Raw genomic sequence first — 17,996 nt, 5'->3', positions numbered from 1 at the left:
GTCCAACATTAGATATGTTACATGAAAAGCAGTGATTAATCAAGCTTTTCTGCAAAAGTTTTTATACTTTTTGTCTAACACATACTTTGTTATTGTACTTGAATACGCTAATCACTTCAACCTTTTTTGAAATCTTTTTGAAAATCTTTTTAAATCTCTACAATTGATTATTACTTATTATTATTTAAATCCATTGGTTTGTTTTATAATAGTAGATATTAGGTGGTGATTTGATATGAAAAGCGGTATTCGTACTACGCTTATAATTTTGAGTTTTATACTCCTTATAGGAGAGTTTGTTTATGGTATTCCATTTCTTGGTGGTAGCATTATTCTTAGTTTTGGTTGGCAACCATTGCTCATTAACGCCCTATTATACCTTGTAACTATGATAATACTTATTGTAGATAAACAAAACTCAATTAAACCAATGATGGTTATTCCATTATTAGGTCTTATCGGTTCATTCATTGCATTTTTACCTTTCATAGGTATGGTTGTGCATTGGATTTTATTCTTTTTAATGCTTTTCTTTATATTCGTACTCTTTTCAACTCCTCTGTATGTAGCTAACAAAAATGCAAAAGTAGTATATACAGAATATAGGGAAACTCATAAGAATTAGACTTTCTTTTTAAATTTGTTTTATAAGTTCTGTTAGTTAGGATTAACTATTTTTCATCGAGCGTATATTGTATGAGTCTTTGTTTGGTTAAATCATACCAATCAGGTAAATTCCTTCTTTATGTAAAGCATGAATTTTATTACCTTTTCTAAAATTGCTATTATAATGAAGAAACTTGTTTTTACTTCTTGTATAATATAGATTTGATGTGTAATACTACCTACGAATTCTAAACAATTCCAAATTGATTATTTATAAAATATAAAAGCACATTGTCGCGTCACTTTGACGTTCAACAATGTGCTTTTAATTTATCCGTGAACAAATACGAAATAGAGAATAAATAATACCATTAAGCCATACATAATAGGATGTATTTCTTTATGTCTTTTAGAGATTAACATTGTAATTGGATAGAATATAAACCCGCAAGCAATACCTGTCGCAATTGAATATGATAAAGGCATCATAATAATTGTGACAAAAGCTGGTACTGCAACTTCAAATTTCTTCCAATCTATTTCTGCAAAGTTTGAAGCCATTAAGACACCAACTACAACTAATGCAGGTGTAGTAACTGCACTCGTCACTACTTCCATAAGTGGACTAAAGAATATCGCTAATAAGAAACAAAAACCTGTTACTACACTTGCAAACCCTGTCCTAGCTCCGACAGCAACACCTGATGTTGATTCAATATATGTAGTCGTTGTTGTGGTACCAAAAATTGAACCTACGATTGTTGCTAATGAATCTGAGAAAAGTGCACGTCCAGCTCTTGGAAGTTTGTTATCTTTCATCATACCAGCTTGACTAGCTACTGCTACTAAAGTTCCTGCTGTGTCAAAGAAATCTATGAATAAGAATGTTAGGATAACAATTAGAAATTGAACAGTAAATAATTGTGATGGATCTTTAAAGGCTTCAAAAGCTGCACCGAAAGTTGGTTCAATACTTGGAACTTGACCTACAATGCCACTCGGCGTATGTATAAGACCAGTAATCATACCAAGAATAGACGTAAGCATCATACCAATAAATATTGCTCCTGGCACTCTAACCGCATAGAGTATAACAGTGATAATAATACCAAATATAGTTAAGAGTACCGGACCCTCAGTAATTTGCCCCAATGTAACTAAGGTAGAATCATTGGAAACAATAATACCAGAACTTTGTAACCCTACAAAGGTAATAAATAACCCGATTCCAGCAGAAACTGCCATTTTCATCTGGAAAGGAATTGCGTTTATGATTATTTCCCGTAGCCCTGTCATAGTGAGGACTGCAAATACTAAACCAGAAAATAGTACTCCAGTTAAACCGACTTCCCAAGGAATGCCCATAGTTAATACAACAGTAAATGCAAAGAATGCATTTAAGCCCATACCAGGTGCTAAAGCAATCGGATATCGTGCGATTAGCCCCATAAATAGTGAGCCAACAAAAGCTGCAAGTGCTGTGGCAACGAAAATAGCACCTTGATCCATTTTCATATCGTCAGACACGCCATCAACGCCTGCTAAACTAAGTACTTGAGGGTTAACAGCTAAAATGTATGCCATAGATAAGAAAGTCGTTAGCCCACCAAGTATCTCTTTCTTATAGCTTGTTCCATGTTTATCAAACTTGAAATACTTTTTCACAGTTAGTTCTCCTTTTTTTAAAATACCTTCATATTTTAATATCAAATTAACTATTTTACAATAGCAAACACGAACTTTGTTAAATTATATATTTCGTTTGTTCGATTATTTTAGAATTTAAGGTCTTTTAGCGCGTCTTGGAATGGGTTATTCTCTATACCTTCATCTTTATTCATGTATTTTTTCATATCTTTTTTATTTATTTTATCTGACTTTTTATTTTTATGTCGTTTATCCATTTGAGCTTGACTTTCAGTATGACCACAGACACAGCGATAAACGGCATCCTTTCCTCTTCCGAATAATGTCATTTTTTTATGACAATTAGGACAGCGTGCGTTAGTTTTTCTTTGAACATTCTTTTTCGTTTTACACGTTGGATCCTGACAAACTAGCATTTGTCCATTTTTCGTTTTAACTTTAATCATAAATTTGCCGCAAGTTGGACACTCAGTAGTAGTTAAATTGTCATGCTTATACCTTTGTTCGCTTTCCTTAATTTCAGATACAACGTCGTTAGTAAATTGTTTCATCTCTGATATAAACTGTTTCACATCATATTTGCCTTGTTCAATGAGTGAAAGTTTTTCTTCCCATTCTGCTGTCAATAATGGAGAAGTAAGTTTTTTTGGTGCTAATTCTAAAATTTGTTTTCCTTTAGAAGTTACTTTTATTTTGCCATCACGTGCTTCAATCGCATTCATATTAAATAATTTTTCTATGATATCTGCTCTGGTTGCTACAGTACCTATACCGCCCGTTTCTTTTAATGTGTCATTATGTTTTTTATCATCTAACGCAAAGAATTTCTGAGGGCTTTCCATCGCTTTGAGTAAAGTTCCCTCATTAAAATACGCTGGAGGTGTTGTTTCATGTTGGTCTATGTTCACGCGAGTGATTTTAAGTGTTGCGCCTTTTTGCATTTGAGTAATTTGTTCATTTGTTTTTTCTTGTGTATCATAGACTGCTTTAAATCCTAATTTTGTAGTGATTTTATCTTTAAAAGTAAATTTATATCTACCAACACTTAATTCTATAGAAACTGCTTCGTATTCATGAGGTGGCATTAGATTTTCTAAGTATCTTTGAGCAATCATCATATATATTTTTGATTCTCGTTGGCTTAATTGATTCATATCAGGACGTACTTCTGTTGGTATAATAGCGTGATGATCTGATACTTTACTATTATTTACAAATCTTTGTTTAGCAGAAAATGATTGTGACATTTGTCCTTTTGCAATGTCTTTTAAAGTGGTAGCCATAATTGCTTGCAAACGGTCTTTAAGCGTATCTACCATGTCATCAGTTAAATAATTTGAATCTGTACGAGGATACGTCACAACTTTATGTCTTTCATATAATGCTTGTAGTGTATTTAATGTCTCTTTAGGTCCTAAGTGATAACGTTTATAAGCTTCTTGTTGTAAGTCAGTTAAACTAAACAATTGCTGTGGGTATGATTTTTTATGACTTTTAGTTATTGTTTCAATCGTTGCTACTTGTCCTTCAATTTCCTTCTTGATATCTTCAAAAATTGTTTTATCTGAATGTGATTGAGGTTTAATACACTGAAAATTAAGACCACCTGCATTCAATTTCATCGTGAAATAAGTTTGTGGTTTGAATTGATTAATCTCATTTTGTCTCATTTGTACTAATTGTATTGTAGGAGTTTGCACACGGCCAAGTGACAATTGAGCGTCATATTTAGTTGTCAACGCACGCGTAGCGTTGATACCAACAATCCAATCTGCTTCACTACGTGCTAATGCAGCATGATATAAATTGTCATATTTACGACCATCTTGTAATTTATTAAAACCATCTTTAATTGCTTTATTTGTTACAGAACTAATCCATAAACGTTTAATTGGTTTATGATTATGTGCTTTATCTAATATTAATCGCGCTACTAGTTCTCCCTCTCTACCAGCATCTGTTGCAATGATGATATCTTTAACATTATTTTTCTTAATTAAAGATTGAACTGTTGAAAATTGTTTTCTTGTCTTACTTATAACAACAGTTTTCATTTTATTTGGTATAATAGGTAAAACATCAAGTTTCCATTCTTTATAATTATTATCATACTGTTCTGGCGTAGCATTCGTTACTAAATGTCCTAACGCCCAAGTGACAATATATTTATTATTTTCAAAGTAGCCATTGCGCTTTTCATTAACATTCAAAGTATTTGCAATGTCTCTACCTACTGAAGGTTTTTCAGCTATAATTAGTGATTTCATAATTTCGCCCTTTCAATTTCAATATAATATTTATTGTAACATGTATATAGCACATCGAAACTTCCATTTATTTCAAAAAGTTCCTATAATTAACTTAAATAGTTTACAGACGGAGGTATTTTTATGAAAACTATCAAATTAAACGACTATGACCAGATAGAGCAATTTATAATTAACGCAGATTATCGCTCAGCTTCTTATTTATACAAATTACCACCAGCACATAAAAACATTACAACTAATATAAAACAACTGATTGAAGATCCAGGCGTCTATGCACAAATAAATGATCAAGACCAAATCATTATGCTAATTTCAGCCTTTCAATATGAACAAAATAAATATAAAGTTCTTGGTCCTTTCGTGAATAAATCAGTTTCACCATCAGTTTTAGCTTTTCAAGACTTATTTGAAACCTTAGCACAAAGCAAATCTGAGTCTACAAGTTTCAACTTTTCTTTTGAAGAAACAGAACAAAATTATTTAGATTTTATGAAAACCATCCAATCTTCTTATAGTTTTACAGATTATTATTTAGTAGCATCACAAGATATTGGTGAAATTGAGCACGCACAAAACATCACTGAATATCAACCAGCTTACTATCGTTTATTTAGTAAATTGCACGAACACACATTTAAACATGATGTAATGACTGCAGATGAAATTGTTGAATCACTAGATGAGCATCATCGCCTATTTATCTTTATGTCTGAGGGACTACTGAAAGGTTATCTCTACCTTCAAATATTTGAAAATAGTCATAAGGCAGAAATTAAATATTTTTCTTCACACTCTGATTATAGACTTAAAGGCATAGCATTTGATTTACTATCACACGCTATACACATCGCGTTTACTAAGCACGATATAGAAAAAGTTTTTTTCAAAATACGTAGTAAAAACACGACACTCGTTGAACGTTTTAATGAGCTAGGTTTTAATATCAATTATGAATATAAAAAATTTAAATACGTCGCTGCTCATATTTAATTCGTTATACCTTTATAAGCTTAAAATTTGGAATCCAACCAAATTTTAAGCTTATTTTAATTATTCTTATTAAAAATACTCAAAACAGTTACCCATCATATTTCACAATGATGTAAAATAATTTTGTATATAATCTAATATTTTTTACTATATTAATATTTTGCTTTAAAATATCATACAAGGGCAATCTAAGATAGTTATTTTGAAAGGAAAGTATTATTTAAATAGAGAGTGAGTGAAGATAAAGTATGGATATATTAATTGCCCTTTTACCCGCGTTATTTTGGGGAAGTGTTGTTTTAATTAATGTGCTCGTTGGTGGTGGCCCTTATAACCAAATTAGAGGTACTACATTTGGTGCATTAATCATTGGTATTATTTTATTATTAACTGGCAATGCTGAATTTGGTGACCCCACTATTATTATTGTCGGTTTAATTTCAGGTGCTTTTTGGGCGCTTGGTCAAGGCTACCAATTGAAATCAATTAGTTTAATTGGTGTGTCTAAAACAATGCCTATCTCTACTGGTTTACAATTAGTAGGTACAACATTATTTAGTGCTGTATTTTTAGGTGAATGGAGTACTGGTACTCAAGTTACACTAGGCCTACTCGCTATGGTATTACTCGTTATTGGTATTGCTATGACGTCTATTAAAGGCAAAAATGAAGCATCAGAAAGCACGAAAAACTTTGGTAAAGCAATGCCTATCTTATTAATTTCTACTGTAGGTTACGTCGTGTATGTAGTTATAGCTCAAATCTTCGGTGTAGATGGAATGAATGCCCTTTTCTTCCAATCTATAGGTATGGCGATTGGTGGCTTAATTCTATCAGCTAAACACGAAACATCAATAAAAAGTACTGTATGGAATTTAATTCCAGGTGTTATTTGGGGGATAGGTAATTTATTTATGTTCTATTCACAACCCAAAGTCGGTGTAGCAACAAGTTTTTCATTATCCCAATTATTAGTCATCGTATCTACACTTGGCGGTATTTTCCTATTAGGTGAGCGTAAAGACAAACGTCAAATGACTGGCATATGGGCTGGTATTGTTCTCATTGTCATTGCTGCCTTTGTACTCGGAAATATTAAAGGTTAACATTAACAATCAAATATCATGTATTACAAATAGATAAACAACATTAAGTTTAAGGCAACGACAATTTTTCATTGCATATTAAATGATTAGTGGCTTTCATCTCTAATCATTTAATATTTGTCTTAAACTTTTTGTTTTATACTATTACTATCAAGGAGGCGTCATACATTATGTTTAAAGACTTAGAAGGTAAAGTTGTAGTGATTACAGGTGCTGGTAGCGGTATTGGAAAAGCTATGGCAGAACAGTTTGGTGATGAAAAAGCCAACGTCGTTATAAATTATCGCTCAGAACGCCATTTAGAAGTTGTATCTCAAACTATTAAATTAATTGAAGATGCAGGCGGCAAGGCAATCAAGGTACAAGCTGACATATCAAAAGAAGATGATGTAGAACGTTTAATTCAATCTGCTGTAGATCAATTTGGTACACTCGATATCTTAATTAATAACGCTGGATTTGAAAAACCGATTCCTACACATGAAATGCCTTTAGAAGAATGGCAAAAAGTAATTGACGTCAATTTGACTGGTGCATTTATAGGCTCAAAAACAGCTATAAACCAATTTTTAAAAGAAGATAAAAAAGGTGTAATTATCAACACATCAAGTGTTCATGATAAAATTCCATGGCCAAACTATGTAAACTACGCAGCAAGTAAAGGCGGATTAAAATTAATGATGGAAACAATGTCGATGGAATATGCACAATATGGTATTCGTATTAATAATATTTCACCGGGAGCTATCGTTACTGAACACACGAAAGAAAAATTCTCTGATCCAACAACACGTGAAGAAACATTAGAAATGATCCCATCTAAAATCATTGGCGAAGCTAGTCAAGTTGCTAACGTCGCAAGATTTTTAGCTTCTGACTTAGCGGATTATATTCATGGCACAACAATATATGTCGATGGTGGTATGACAAATTATCCTGCATTTATGGGTGGTAAAGGTTAAACTAACATTTAATCTAGTGAGCAATTATTAACGACAGCAAAAAGCACACTTGTAAATAACAAGCGTGCCCTAATTGAGACTGAGACAAAATACATGTCTCAGTCTCAATTATTATATTGGCAGTGGATGACTGAATTGAAAATGTACTTATATCAAGCTTTTAAACAACTACTACTTCGTTTATGAAGACAAGTTGTTCTTATACATGAACTTTAGCTTTTGCATTGCATTTTCTAGTCAGCCTTGTGGGACTTGGCTCATACGCTGAAATATTTTCGGAAAAATGAGGTTCCTCCCCTTCACTTATACAAATAAAGCTTGGTAAATGTATAATATAATTATACTAATAACAATCGTTAAATTGGTGACCATACCTACCAGTGGTAATGTCTTATATTTAAATTGAATTGCATAAGGTATGATGGCTACACCTACGGGTAATAACCATGCAACCTGTAGTGTTGTTTTTACCATTTGATCATCAACTGGTAAAAAGAAATATACGAGTAAGCCAGCGATAACACCTAGACCATAATGTAATAAAATGTACTTCATCGCAATTGGTAAAAAGCGTTTATCTATACTAAAATTCAACATTAACCCTATCAAGATCATCGATAATGGCATATTAGCCCCTGATAGTACAGAGAAGAAATCAATTACTGGATCTGGAAAATGAATATTGAGCATATTTAAAATAAACATGATGATATATGTCATTAACGGTACTGATTTAAGAAGATTTTTCGCTAAATATTTAAAGTCAAAACTATCACCTGAACTACTAAAATAGCTTCCTACAAAGTAAGTAACCCCAAACATAATAATTGCGCCACCAATATCTACCATACCAAAATAAATCATACCAGTATTTGGCCATATGGCTTCTACTAGTGGATATGCAAATAAGCCTATATTGAGTGAAGCCATCATCATACCAGTTGTCCCTCGTATTTGATTATCATATTTCATAAAGAACCATACCATGATTAATTTTGTTAAAACACCATATAAAATCATCAGTATAGGTAAGACAGAAAGAGATAAATCTAAATCTGCTTCGTTTAAATTAACTATCACGAGCGAAGGCAATGTGACATTTAGAACTAATGTTGCAAAGACTTGGCTGTCGTTTGCCTTAAAGTAATTAATTCTTTTAAGTGCATAACCTAATGCAATAAGTAAAATAATTATGATAAATTGTTGGGTCACAATAAACCTTCTTTCGTTACATCTTTTCGTTTTCATTCCATTTTCATACTTTAACATATAACTCGGTTATTTTAGAAGCTTTCAATTTCATGTTATAATTTAAACTAAAATAGTGTGGTTAGTGCCGCATACAAAAGGAGTGTGTAAAAATGGATTTAAAAGAAAAATTAGCTGAACTAAAATATGATTATGTGAGACTACAAGGTGACCTTGAAAAAAGAGAATCCGTCAATCAACAAGTTGACCCATTATTACGACAACTTGAAGACATAGAAAAAGAAATTGCATCTGTTCGTTCAGAAATTAGTCAAAAAGAACGTAAATAACATCCTAGTAAATCAATTTTTTACGTGCTAAGATTAAGTGCATACATAGAAAGGATGTAATTCAATGCAACTGTACCTTATCTTTTTACCAATATTATATCTTATAGTAAGCTACATCAGTGTATTTAAAATGCCAACAATCATTACACGCATTTTACGTATTATTATGGCCTTGCTCTTATTATTTGTTGTAGCAATTACAACATTATCCTTCCCTGCAGTAAACTGGTGGGTGTTCATCGTACTATTACTTATCATTGGCAATGTAGAAATTACAGCATTTAAAAACGGTAAAAAAGATCCTAAAGCCGTTCAAATCTTAAATATAATTACAATTTTACTATTTGTGGTATACGCTATTTTAGTATTAGTATTATATTAATTATTTAAATATTGAGTATTGAAGTAGTTGCCTATTTCAATACTCTTTTTGCGTAGTGCATTATTTTCAGTTAACTGACAATATAAGCTCTAAGAAAACATATGATTTATTCTGTATCTTTTCTATATAATGACAAATAAAACTGCTTACACATATAATACTGTGTAAGCAGTTTTTCTGTAGGCGTTTATTAATACATCCTAATATGAGTTACCTATTTTTACTTTTTCTTGTTACGTTTATTTATAATTTTATCTTTCAAGCTAAATAGTATTTCGTAAATAACAGGTACTACAATTAGCGTTAATAATGTAGAAGAAATTAACCCACCTATAACTGTCGCTGCCATACCTTTTGAAATAATAATTGAGCTGTCTTCACCAAACAACATTGGTAATAGTGCACCAATTGTAGCTATAGCTGTCATAAGAATTGGTCTAATACGCGTACCACCAGCTTCTAATAATGCGTCTTTCATTTCCAGACCTTGTTTTTCTTTATTAATAACTCTATCTACTAGCACAATCGCGTTTGTGACTACGATACCAATCAGCATAAGCATGCCTATCATACTTGGTACTGATATTGTTTCGCCAGTTAAGACAAGTGCGATTACTACACCTATTACAGTATATGGAAGAGAGAATAGAATTGTAAATGGTGCAAGCGCACCTTTAAACGTAAGAACAAGCACTAAATAAACAATTATTATTGCTGCTATCATTGCTAGCACCAATTGAGAAATAGCTTTGCTTATGTCTTCATTAGCCCCTCCTACTTTAGTTTCTACGTTATTTGGTTTATCTATATCGTTCACTTTAGATATTACTTTTTGAGCCATACCACCGACATCATCGTTTGTTACTTTTGTAGAAACTGTTGCAGTGTAATCACCCGCTTCTGTTTCTATTTTATTAGGTGTGGATGATTTTTCTAAATCGGCAATCTCGCTTAACTCAATAGATTGACCAGTTGGTGTTTGTACTTCTGTGCTTTCTAATTTTTCTTCTGTCCAGTTTTTATCTTTGTCTTCTTTAACTTTTACATCTATGGATTTACCTTTTTCTTTAACAGTCGTAACCGTTTGTTCAGGTGTATTTTGATTTAATGTCATTGCTAATTGCGAAGCTGACAAACCATAGCTTGCAGCTTTATTTTGATCGACTTTGATATTATATTGCTCATAAGTTTGTGATAAATCTGACTTAACATTAGATAATCCTTTAATATCTTTCATTTCGTCTTCAACTTTTTTTACGGTTCCTTCTATTGAATCTAAAGATGGACCTGTAACTGCAATTTCTAATGCTTTGTTGTCTGTGCCAGTACCCATATCTTGATTACCCCAATCACCAGGGTGTTTATATTTTTCAATATGACTGAGTACTTTATCTGGTTCTTCATCAAAATTTGGTGTGTTAGAATCATATTCCACCATTATCGCCATGCTGTTTGAACTTCCAGTAGGGTCAGTTGGCGTCGCACCACCAACTGAATATTGAACAGTATTTACTTTATCTTTTTTATTTAAATATTTCTGTACTTCTTCCGCATGATTCAAAACGCCTTCTTCAGTTTCACCAGGTTCTGGTGTATATGTAAGTGTCATATACTTATCTTCACCTGTGGAAATGAAACTTGTTCCAAGTTTAGCAGCACCTAGCCCAATACTTGCTATCAAAATGATTGTACTAATAATAATAACAATCCATTTATGGTTTAATGACCAATTTAATACTTTTTTGTAATTACTACCTATCAAACCTAGTTTATTTTCTTTATGTTGTTTGATTCCTTTTTTAAAGAACGTTGCACTTAATGCTGGAACAATTGTTACAGAAACAAGAAGTGACGCTAATAAACTAAAAGCAATTGCAAGTGCAAATGGTCTAAACATTTGCCCTACTGAACCTGTTACAAAGACTAGTGGCAAGAATACAATAATTGTCACTATAGTAGATGATAAAATTGGTTTGAACACTTCACTTGTAGCACTTATAACTAATTTATCTCCGCTTAATTGCTCTTCCTTATCTGATAATCGTCGGTATATATTTTCTACTACTACGATAGAGTCATCAATCACACGTCCTATAGCAACGGTTAATGCACCTAAAGTAAGAATGTTTAATGAGACATCTGATAATTTCAATGCCACCATCGCTATTAAGATAGACATTGGTATGGATACAATTGAAATTGCAGTCGTTCTTATATTTCTTAAGAATAACAAGATTACGATAATCGCAACCATTGTACCTAAAGCTGCTTTTTCAATCATAGTGTAAAGAGAATCTTGTATAGGTTTCGCTGTATCCATGACTTTAGTTGAATTGACATCAGGATTTTCTTTAACAAATTTATCAATTTCATTTTTAGTATCTTCGGCTACTTTTACAGTGTTAGCATCTTGTGATTTAGTAACCTGTACATTCACCGCATCTTTACCATTTGTTTTGGAAATAGACTCACGTACATCGCCTACAGAGACATCAGCAATATCATCTAATTTTACTGATGGTACGCTTGCTCCACCTGAGCTACTACTTGCTCCAGCACCTTGCATTGCTGAACCTTGCGAAGAAGCTCCCGAACCATCTTGACTTTGTGCTGCGCCTTGTTGATTTGAATCACTTGCACTTTGTCCTTGAGTGCTAGAGCCAGCACCTGCAGTTAGTGGTATTTCTAAATCTTTCAATGCATCTACCGATGTGAATTGACCATCGATAACAACAGATTTTTCTGTCTTATCAAATTGGAATAATCCGAGTGGCGTTTCACTTGTAGCACTCTTTAAAAATTGTTGAACACTTTCTGCACTTAAACCACTTTCTTGTAATTTATCTTGATCAAACTTCACAGATACTTCTCGTGACGTTTGACCGTTAAGTTGTGCAGTTTGTATGCCTTCAATTGTTTCTAAACGTGGGATCAGTTCGTTGTTAATTTTATTTGTCGTATCTTTGAGGTTATCTTCCTTATTACTAAATGAATAAGCTACGATAGGAAATGCATCCATTGAACTTCTTGTCAGTTCCGGTTCCTCAACCTCTTCATCAAATTTAATCTTATCGATTTCTTTCTGCAAATCATTTTCCGCTTTATCCATATCTGCAGTTTCTTCATATTCTACAGATACCATTGAAGCATTTTGTATAGATTGAGCGCTTACGCTTTTAACATCAGACATAGACCTAACTTGACTATCTATTTTATCGCTAATGTCTTCCTTTACTGTTTCTGGGGTTGCACCCGGTAATGCTGTTTGTATTGTAATTATAGGTGGTTCGGCATCTGGTAATAGTTCGAGTTTCATTTTAGAACTCGAGTATATGCCAGCTAATATAACTAACAAGACCATTAAGAAGATTGCAAATTTATTTCCTAATGAAAACTGTAATAATTTTTTTATCATGCGCTTAATCTCCTCTCGTACTTTCATTTCGTTATATCTAATTTACCATAAGTCTCTAACTTACAATATCATATATATTAATAATTTTATAAATTTATTTAGTATATAAAAAATGCACAGTATAAAGTTTTATAAAATTTAAATCAAAACTTTATACTGTGCATTTTTATGTTCAACTATTTTATTACATTTTACTTACTTCTAAGTTTACGAGATATTCTAATTTTTGCTTTAGTAAGCTTCGGTTTTACATTTTCAATTAATTGATACAGTGGTTTGTTTAATACATAATCAAACTCACCTATTTTTTCACTTAAATATGTGCCCCAAACTTTTTTGAATGTCCATAAGCCATAGTGATCGGAGTCTTTATCGGGATCATTATCAGTACCACCAAAATCATAAGTTGTTGCGCCGTGTTCCCTAGCATATTGCATCATAGCAAACTGCATATGATGGTTTGGTAGAAAATCACGATATTCATTTGAAGAGGCACCATATAGATAATATGATTTGTTACCTGCGAACATTAACAACGCGCCTGACAAATAAATACCTTCAGGGTGCGATAGTTCTAATTTTTCCATATCCTCAATTAATTCTTGGGTTTTAACGATTTTATTATTTACATCGTTGATTTTATTTAGTGTTTTTTTATCTTGTTTTTTTTCAGCTAATTTAACTTTTTCTTGCTCAAGCTGTGATAAGTCTTCTCTTAAATCTTTGAGTACTGGTTTAGGCTCTAATTTAACTAAGAATAATTCTGCATCGCCTTCTGGATTCATAGCATCGTATATATTTTGGAAATAACTAATATCACGTGTTAAAAAGCCATCACGTTCACCTGTAATTTGCATTAAGTTAGCAAATGTTTTTAAGCCTTCTCTATTAGAACGCTCAACAGTCGTACCACGTTTTAAAGCTAATCTGACTTTTGAACGATTACGTCTTTCAAAACTTTGTATAAGTTCTTCGTCCGACTTTTCAATTGGTGTTATCATTGTCATTCTTGGTTGTATATAATCTTTAGATAAGCCTTCTTTGAAACCTTTGTGTTTAAATCCTAGTGATCTTAGGTTTGTTAATGCGTCAGCACCTTTGTCTACTTCAACATCTGGATCAATTTTAATAGCGTATGCTTTTTCTTCTTTTGCAATTTGCATTGCGTACTCTAAAAGCGTTTCTAATGCGAGTTTATTACTGTAATCTGTAACAAAACCTCTAGAAATATAGCATAACGTATAAGGTAACTTAGGTACCTTTTTAAATAATAGTTGAGCAACGCCTTTTACTTCGCCCTCTTCTCCAACTGCAATACGTTTTGAATACCATCCAGTTAGTGTTTTTGTTTCTGCCCATTTTGTTAATTGTAATAAATCACCCTGTGGATGCGACTTAACAAATGCATCATGTGCTTGATTTGTGATATTCATCTTTTCCATACAACTGATGTCTCCTTTATCAATTCAATACTTTGATATTATACATTGCTTCGCTCATAATTTCACATATAAACAATTCATTTGTTATACTATATTAAAAGAAAAAACGAGGTGTTTTCATGCGTATTTTTATTATTGGATTATTACTGATTATTAATTTAATCTTTGTAGTTCAAGCTTTTATCGAACCACTGTCAATATCATACTTGAGCTTAAGAGTAATTTTAGCAGCGTTGTCTTTTGTTATATGTGTTTACTTATTATTATTACGTACACATAAAGTCGCCACGTATTTAACTATTTTAACACTTATTATTTCATTGATACACATTTTCATTATTGCACATAGCGCATACCTTTATATTTATTAATCTGCCTCGAACTGATAGCTTGCTCCTCGAATAATTAAAGTATACGATGATGAAGTTTTATCGTCTCTTAATGTGACAGATTTATACCCTGAATGTTCACCATCATAAATGTGGTAAACGACATCATCATTTTTTAATTTTAATGCAGTATATGTTTTAGTTTCACTTATTTTTTCCATATCAAACCAATATTCCCATTTTTTTACAGTATGCTCTCGTTCTGTGCTGTATATATTAATTGTTTTAATCGTAAATTCTTTTTGTTGCAACGGTTCTAATTTTGCATTTCTCACTTCTTCAGCTTCACTCCACTGTATAAAAAATGGTGGTTTTACTCTATAGTCTGGATCTGCAATATAAAGCAATTTCCAAGATGTTTTATCACCTTTCACATTTTCCCTATGCATATCTATGGGACCAATGACCTCTATATTTCTCGTTTCCAAATCTTTTTTCAATTGATGAATATCTTGCGTACGAAATGCCAGTGTTTTTATACCTTGACTATAATTATCTTGTACTATTTTAGAAGGAAACGATACACGTCCTTCATCTGTTTTTATCATTTTTAATAATACGTCGGGTTTATACACGTCTAACAACTCTATATATGCATTATTCAAATAGGTTAATCTGTTATAAGTTCCCAACCTTTCATGGTGGCCACCTTGATGTAATTTAAACAAATGCCCCGGATATTTAAAGTTATCTAATTGATGAATATAATGAATCATATGATCTAATTTTAAATACTGCATTAGGTATCTCCCTTATTTTAGCTTTAACTATATCTTAACAAATTGTATACCACTTTACTTGTCTTAACTAACACTACGTAATAAATTTCTTATCTCCATAAACTTTTTCTTGAATTTTTAATGATTTTACATCGCCTACTATTGATTTTTTTATTAAAAAAGAATAGAATAAGTATGCTGTAAATTAAGTTAGCAAAGCTAACTATATTAGGAGGTCATTATGGAAAAAAATATTATATTTAATAACCTTATTGCAATTTATAGACCATACACAAAATTGTTTCAACCTATATTTGAAGAGTTTGATCTATATCCTGCTCAATGGTTGGTATTTAAAGATATAGCATACAATGCGCCTACTACTTTGGTACAAATATCAAAGCGCCGTGCCATCGAGAAACCAACGACACGTAAGATTTTAAAAGTACTTTCTGAAAAATCATTGCTTTCAATTGAGCCTGGAATTGATAAAAGGGAGAAATTATTGGCACTCTCAAAAGAAGGTCAGCTATTATATAACAACATTAGTACTCGAGTTGATAAGGTACAAGGTCAGCTTATTGAAGACACAGGATTATCTGAAGGCGATTTTAAACAGGCAGTTAAGACTATTCAATCAATACATGAAGCTATAACAAAAATGGAGGAAGGGTAATATGAATCAAGCAATACCAACAAAATCACCCATATGGACAAAAAGTTTTAATATAAACTTTATAACCAATTTTTTAATATACTTATGTATGTACTTACTTATAGTAATAATCGCCAGTTATGCTAAATCTGAATATAATGTTTCAGATAGCACCGCTGGCTTAGTAACAGGACTCTTTATCATAGGTTCCTTAATTGGCCGTTTTGTAACTGGTAAATATGTAAATAAAGTCGGACCAAAACGTATATTGTTAATTGGATTAGTATTTTTACTCGTTACCCAATTGTTATATTTTATAGAAGGTTCTATAACATTACTCATGTTTACTAGACTAATCAACGGTATTGCTACAGGAATTACTACAACGGCAACAGGCACCATCGCTGCTTATGTCACGCCTAATGATAGAAAAAGTGAAGGCATTAGTTTATTTTCTTTAAGCCTTGTTATTGGTGCAGCTATTGGCCCTTTCCTTGGTTTACTATTAATTAATACTTTTCCAATTAAAATGTTATTCTTAATTTGTCTTGTTTGTGGTGTAGTAAGCTTATTAATTTCTTTCTTTGTAAATCTACAATTTAAGCCCGATACAACTGATACAACTACTCAAAAAACAACAAGTAAAAAATTCAACATTAATAATTACATTGCAAAAGAAGCCATACCTGTAGCAATAATTATGTTGATTTCAGGTTTAACTTATTCTTCAATACTTACATTTTTGCAATTCTTTGCTCAAGAGATAAATTTAGTAACGATTTCTAGTTACTTCTTTATATTTTATGCCATTGCATCATTGATCACTCGACCAATTGCAGGTCGTCTCATGGATCAAAAAAATGAGAACGTCATTGCATATCCTGCCTTTGTATTCTTAATCCTTACATTCGTTACTTTAAGTATTACAAATAATGGTTGGTTACTCATTCTTGCTGGCTTGTTCTTAGGTGCAGGTTATGGAAATATTTCATCCTGTATGCAAGCTATTGCCATTAAAGTATCACCACCTGCTAAATATGGTATAGCAACTTCAACCTATTTTATCGGATTAGATTTAGGAGTTGGGTTTGGACCATATGTTTTAGGCTTTATGACATCCTCCGTATCTTATGCACAATTATATGCTATTATGGCCGTCATCGTACTTATAGCAGCTATTATTTATTTCTTCTTACATGGCAGAAAAGTTAAACAACTTAACTCATTGTAATAAAAAGAGAACGGAAAGGAATCAAATTTTGATTTCTTAGTCCCGTTCTCTTTTTTATGTATGCTTTTATGTAGACTTGATTATTGTGCTACTTTAATCGTTTCTATTTCTTGTATAATATCATCAAAAATCTTAGTTTGAATATCATTGAAATAATAATAAACTTGTCTTTCATCTGTCTCAGAGCGAACTTTAGACATGAGTTCTTTTTTATAAATTTTTCGTATAATCACGTCAATCTTGCTCGTGTCCCATAACATTTCGAAATGAAGTGTATCTCTCAATTCCTTTCCGCTGATTTTTTTAGCTTCATACACTTTATACAACACAACAAATTCTTCAATTGATAAATGATGTACGGTCTTCAACCAATGTTTTAATTGACTTAATGCTCTTTCAGAAGTTATAAAATAAGATACTTTACTTTCCATAATAATGGCCTCCTCATCGTTTTTTCTTGTTGTTTTAATGGCTTTATAATGAATAAGCTTCGAAAATATTATATAACATTTTCTTCATTAAATCTATTATTTTAAAAGTAATAGATAAATATTTTTTACTATTGTCTTTCATTTATATAGCTTCTTATACATACCAAGCATTTTTTTGTTTTAATTAAATCCCTAAAGTAAATATAAACATTT

The 17,996-nt window shown here is 31.8% G+C and carries 15 protein-coding genes; 8 read left to right on the top strand and 7 right to left on the bottom strand.

Features of this window, described 5'->3' with window-relative positions:
- The first annotated feature begins 235 nt into the window (after positions 1-235).
- Positions 236-625, top strand: coding sequence for a hypothetical protein (locus MHB47_RS03670; protein ID WP_340755220.1), 390 nt, complete (start codon positions 236-238; stop codon positions 623-625).
- A 311-nt stretch (positions 626-936) separates the two neighbouring features.
- Here the strand turns inward: MHB47_RS03670 and MHB47_RS03665 are convergent, their stop codons facing one another.
- Positions 937-2,271 carry an NCS2 family permease gene (locus MHB47_RS03665; RefSeq protein ID WP_002506962.1) on the bottom strand — a complete coding sequence of 445 codons (1,335 nt, stop codon included), beginning with the start codon at positions 2,269-2,271 and terminating at the stop codon, positions 937-939.
- A 110-nt stretch (positions 2,272-2,381) separates the two neighbouring features.
- Positions 2,382-4,520, bottom strand: a complete 2,139-nt coding sequence (locus tag MHB47_RS03660) for a DNA topoisomerase III (RefSeq protein ID WP_340755218.1) — start codon at positions 4,518-4,520, stop codon at positions 2,382-2,384.
- A 123-nt stretch (positions 4,521-4,643) separates the two neighbouring features.
- On the opposite strand from MHB47_RS03660, the gene MHB47_RS03655 reads away from it, so the two are divergent.
- The 3 genes from MHB47_RS03655 to MHB47_RS03645 all read left to right on the top strand — a co-directional run bounded on the left by MHB47_RS03655 (position 4,644) and on the right by MHB47_RS03645 (position 7,581).
- Positions 4,644-5,513 carry a GNAT family N-acetyltransferase gene (locus tag MHB47_RS03655; RefSeq protein ID WP_340755216.1) on the top strand — a complete coding sequence of 290 codons (870 nt, stop codon included), beginning with the start codon at positions 4,644-4,646 and terminating at the stop codon, positions 5,511-5,513.
- Positions 5,514-5,761: 248 nt separating this feature from the next.
- Positions 5,762-6,619, top strand: coding sequence for a RhaT/GlcU family sugar-proton symporter (locus MHB47_RS03650; RefSeq protein ID WP_002506959.1), 858 nt, complete (start codon positions 5,762-5,764; stop codon positions 6,617-6,619).
- Between the two features lie 170 nt (positions 6,620-6,789).
- Positions 6,790-7,581 carry a glucose 1-dehydrogenase gene (locus MHB47_RS03645; RefSeq protein ID WP_002506958.1) on the top strand — a complete coding sequence of 264 codons (792 nt, stop codon included), beginning with the start codon at positions 6,790-6,792 and terminating at the stop codon, positions 7,579-7,581.
- A 303-nt stretch (positions 7,582-7,884) separates the two neighbouring features.
- On the opposite strand, the gene MHB47_RS03640 is transcribed toward MHB47_RS03645, so the two are convergent.
- The gene (locus MHB47_RS03640; protein ID WP_002506957.1) at positions 7,885-8,793 is read right to left on the bottom strand and encodes an AEC family transporter; all 909 of its coding nucleotides are present in this window, start codon (positions 8,791-8,793) and stop codon (positions 7,885-7,887) included.
- A gap of 149 nt (positions 8,794-8,942) precedes the next feature.
- Here MHB47_RS03640 and MHB47_RS03635 point away from each other — a divergent pair, with 149 nt between their 5' ends.
- Together MHB47_RS03635 and mspA are read left to right on the top strand one after the other, a co-directional pair.
- Positions 8,943-9,119, top strand: coding sequence for an SE1832 family protein (locus MHB47_RS03635; RefSeq protein WP_002511448.1), 177 nt, complete (start codon positions 8,943-8,945; stop codon positions 9,117-9,119).
- Between the two features lie 64 nt (positions 9,120-9,183).
- Positions 9,184-9,501 (top strand): membrane stabilizing protein MspA, encoded by a 318-nt coding sequence (mspA, locus tag MHB47_RS03630; protein ID WP_192978636.1) that lies wholly within the window; start codon positions 9,184-9,186, stop codon positions 9,499-9,501.
- 220 nt (positions 9,502-9,721) lie between these two features.
- Here the strand turns inward: mspA and MHB47_RS03625 are convergent, their stop codons facing one another.
- The 3 genes from MHB47_RS03625 to MHB47_RS03615 form a co-directional block, all read right to left on the bottom strand.
- Positions 9,722-12,916, bottom strand: a complete 3,195-nt coding sequence (locus MHB47_RS03625; RefSeq protein WP_340755213.1) for an efflux RND transporter permease subunit — start codon at positions 12,914-12,916, stop codon at positions 9,722-9,724.
- Positions 12,917-13,107: 191 nt separating this feature from the next.
- Positions 13,108-14,358: a lipid II:glycine glycyltransferase FemX gene (locus tag MHB47_RS03620; RefSeq protein ID WP_340755211.1), complete on the bottom strand. Its 1,251-nt coding sequence runs from the start codon at positions 14,356-14,358 to the stop codon at positions 13,108-13,110.
- Between the two features lie 367 nt (positions 14,359-14,725).
- Entirely contained in the window at positions 14,726-15,487 is a 762-nt protein-coding gene (locus MHB47_RS03615; protein WP_340755209.1) for a VOC family protein, read from the bottom strand.
- Positions 15,488-15,707: 220 nt separating this feature from the next.
- Here MHB47_RS03615 and MHB47_RS03610 point away from each other — a divergent pair, with 220 nt between their 5' ends.
- Complete coding sequence (locus MHB47_RS03610) at positions 15,708-16,142, top strand: MarR family winged helix-turn-helix transcriptional regulator (RefSeq protein ID WP_340755207.1); 435 nt, start codon at positions 15,708-15,710, stop codon at positions 16,140-16,142.
- Between the two features lies 1 nt (position 16,143).
- A complete protein-coding gene (locus MHB47_RS03605) occupies positions 16,144-17,352 on the top strand; it encodes an MFS transporter (protein ID WP_340755206.1) in 1,209 nt (402 codons plus the stop codon).
- 80 nt (positions 17,353-17,432) lie between these two features.
- Here the strand turns inward: MHB47_RS03605 and MHB47_RS03600 are convergent, their stop codons facing one another.
- Entirely contained in the window at positions 17,433-17,783 is a 351-nt protein-coding gene (locus MHB47_RS03600) for a SarA family transcriptional regulator (RefSeq protein WP_002506949.1), read from the bottom strand.
- Positions 17,784-17,996 lie beyond the last annotated feature (213 nt).

It is taken from the genome of Staphylococcus sp. FSL K6-3157 (genome assembly GCF_038005145.1).
GTDB classification, from domain to species: Bacteria; Bacillota; Bacilli; order Staphylococcales; family Staphylococcaceae; genus Staphylococcus; species Staphylococcus equorum.
The sequence above is the reverse complement of the archived record's forward strand: the minus strand, read 5'-3'. Positions and strand labels throughout refer to the sequence as shown.

What these genes read in the sequence shown, in the direction of transcription:
- MHB47_RS03670 (WP_340755220.1), top strand. Translation starts at nt 236, where the DNA reads ATGAAAAGCGGTATTCGTACTACGCTTATAATTTTGAGTTTTATACTC.
- MHB47_RS03660 (WP_340755218.1), bottom strand. Translation starts at nt 4,520, where the DNA reads ATGAAATCACTAATTATAGCTGAAAAACCTTCAGTAGGTAGAGACATT.
- MHB47_RS03610 (WP_340755207.1), top strand. Translation starts at nt 15,708, where the DNA reads ATGGAAAAAAATATTATATTTAATAACCTTATTGCAATTTATAGACCA.
- MHB47_RS03600 (WP_002506949.1), bottom strand. Translation starts at nt 17,783, where the DNA reads ATGGAAAGTAAAGTATCTTATTTTATAACTTCTGAAAGAGCATTAAGT.
- MHB47_RS03650 (WP_002506959.1), top strand. Translation starts at nt 5,762, where the DNA reads ATGGATATATTAATTGCCCTTTTACCCGCGTTATTTTGGGGAAGTGTT.
- MHB47_RS03605 (WP_340755206.1), top strand. Translation starts at nt 16,144, where the DNA reads ATGAATCAAGCAATACCAACAAAATCACCCATATGGACAAAAAGTTTT.
- mspA (WP_192978636.1), top strand. Translation starts at nt 9,184, where the DNA reads ATGCAACTGTACCTTATCTTTTTACCAATATTATATCTTATAGTAAGC.
- MHB47_RS03645 (WP_002506958.1), top strand. Translation starts at nt 6,790, where the DNA reads ATGTTTAAAGACTTAGAAGGTAAAGTTGTAGTGATTACAGGTGCTGGT.
- MHB47_RS03635 (WP_002511448.1), top strand. Translation starts at nt 8,943, where the DNA reads ATGGATTTAAAAGAAAAATTAGCTGAACTAAAATATGATTATGTGAGA.
- MHB47_RS03620 (WP_340755211.1), bottom strand. Translation starts at nt 14,358, where the DNA reads ATGGAAAAGATGAATATCACAAATCAAGCACATGATGCATTTGTTAAG.
- MHB47_RS03615 (WP_340755209.1), bottom strand. Translation starts at nt 15,487, where the DNA reads ATGCAGTATTTAAAATTAGATCATATGATTCATTATATTCATCAATTA.
- MHB47_RS03655 (WP_340755216.1), top strand. Translation starts at nt 4,644, where the DNA reads ATGAAAACTATCAAATTAAACGACTATGACCAGATAGAGCAATTTATA.
- MHB47_RS03625 (WP_340755213.1), bottom strand. Translation starts at nt 12,916, where the DNA reads ATGATAAAAAAATTATTACAGTTTTCATTAGGAAATAAATTTGCAATC.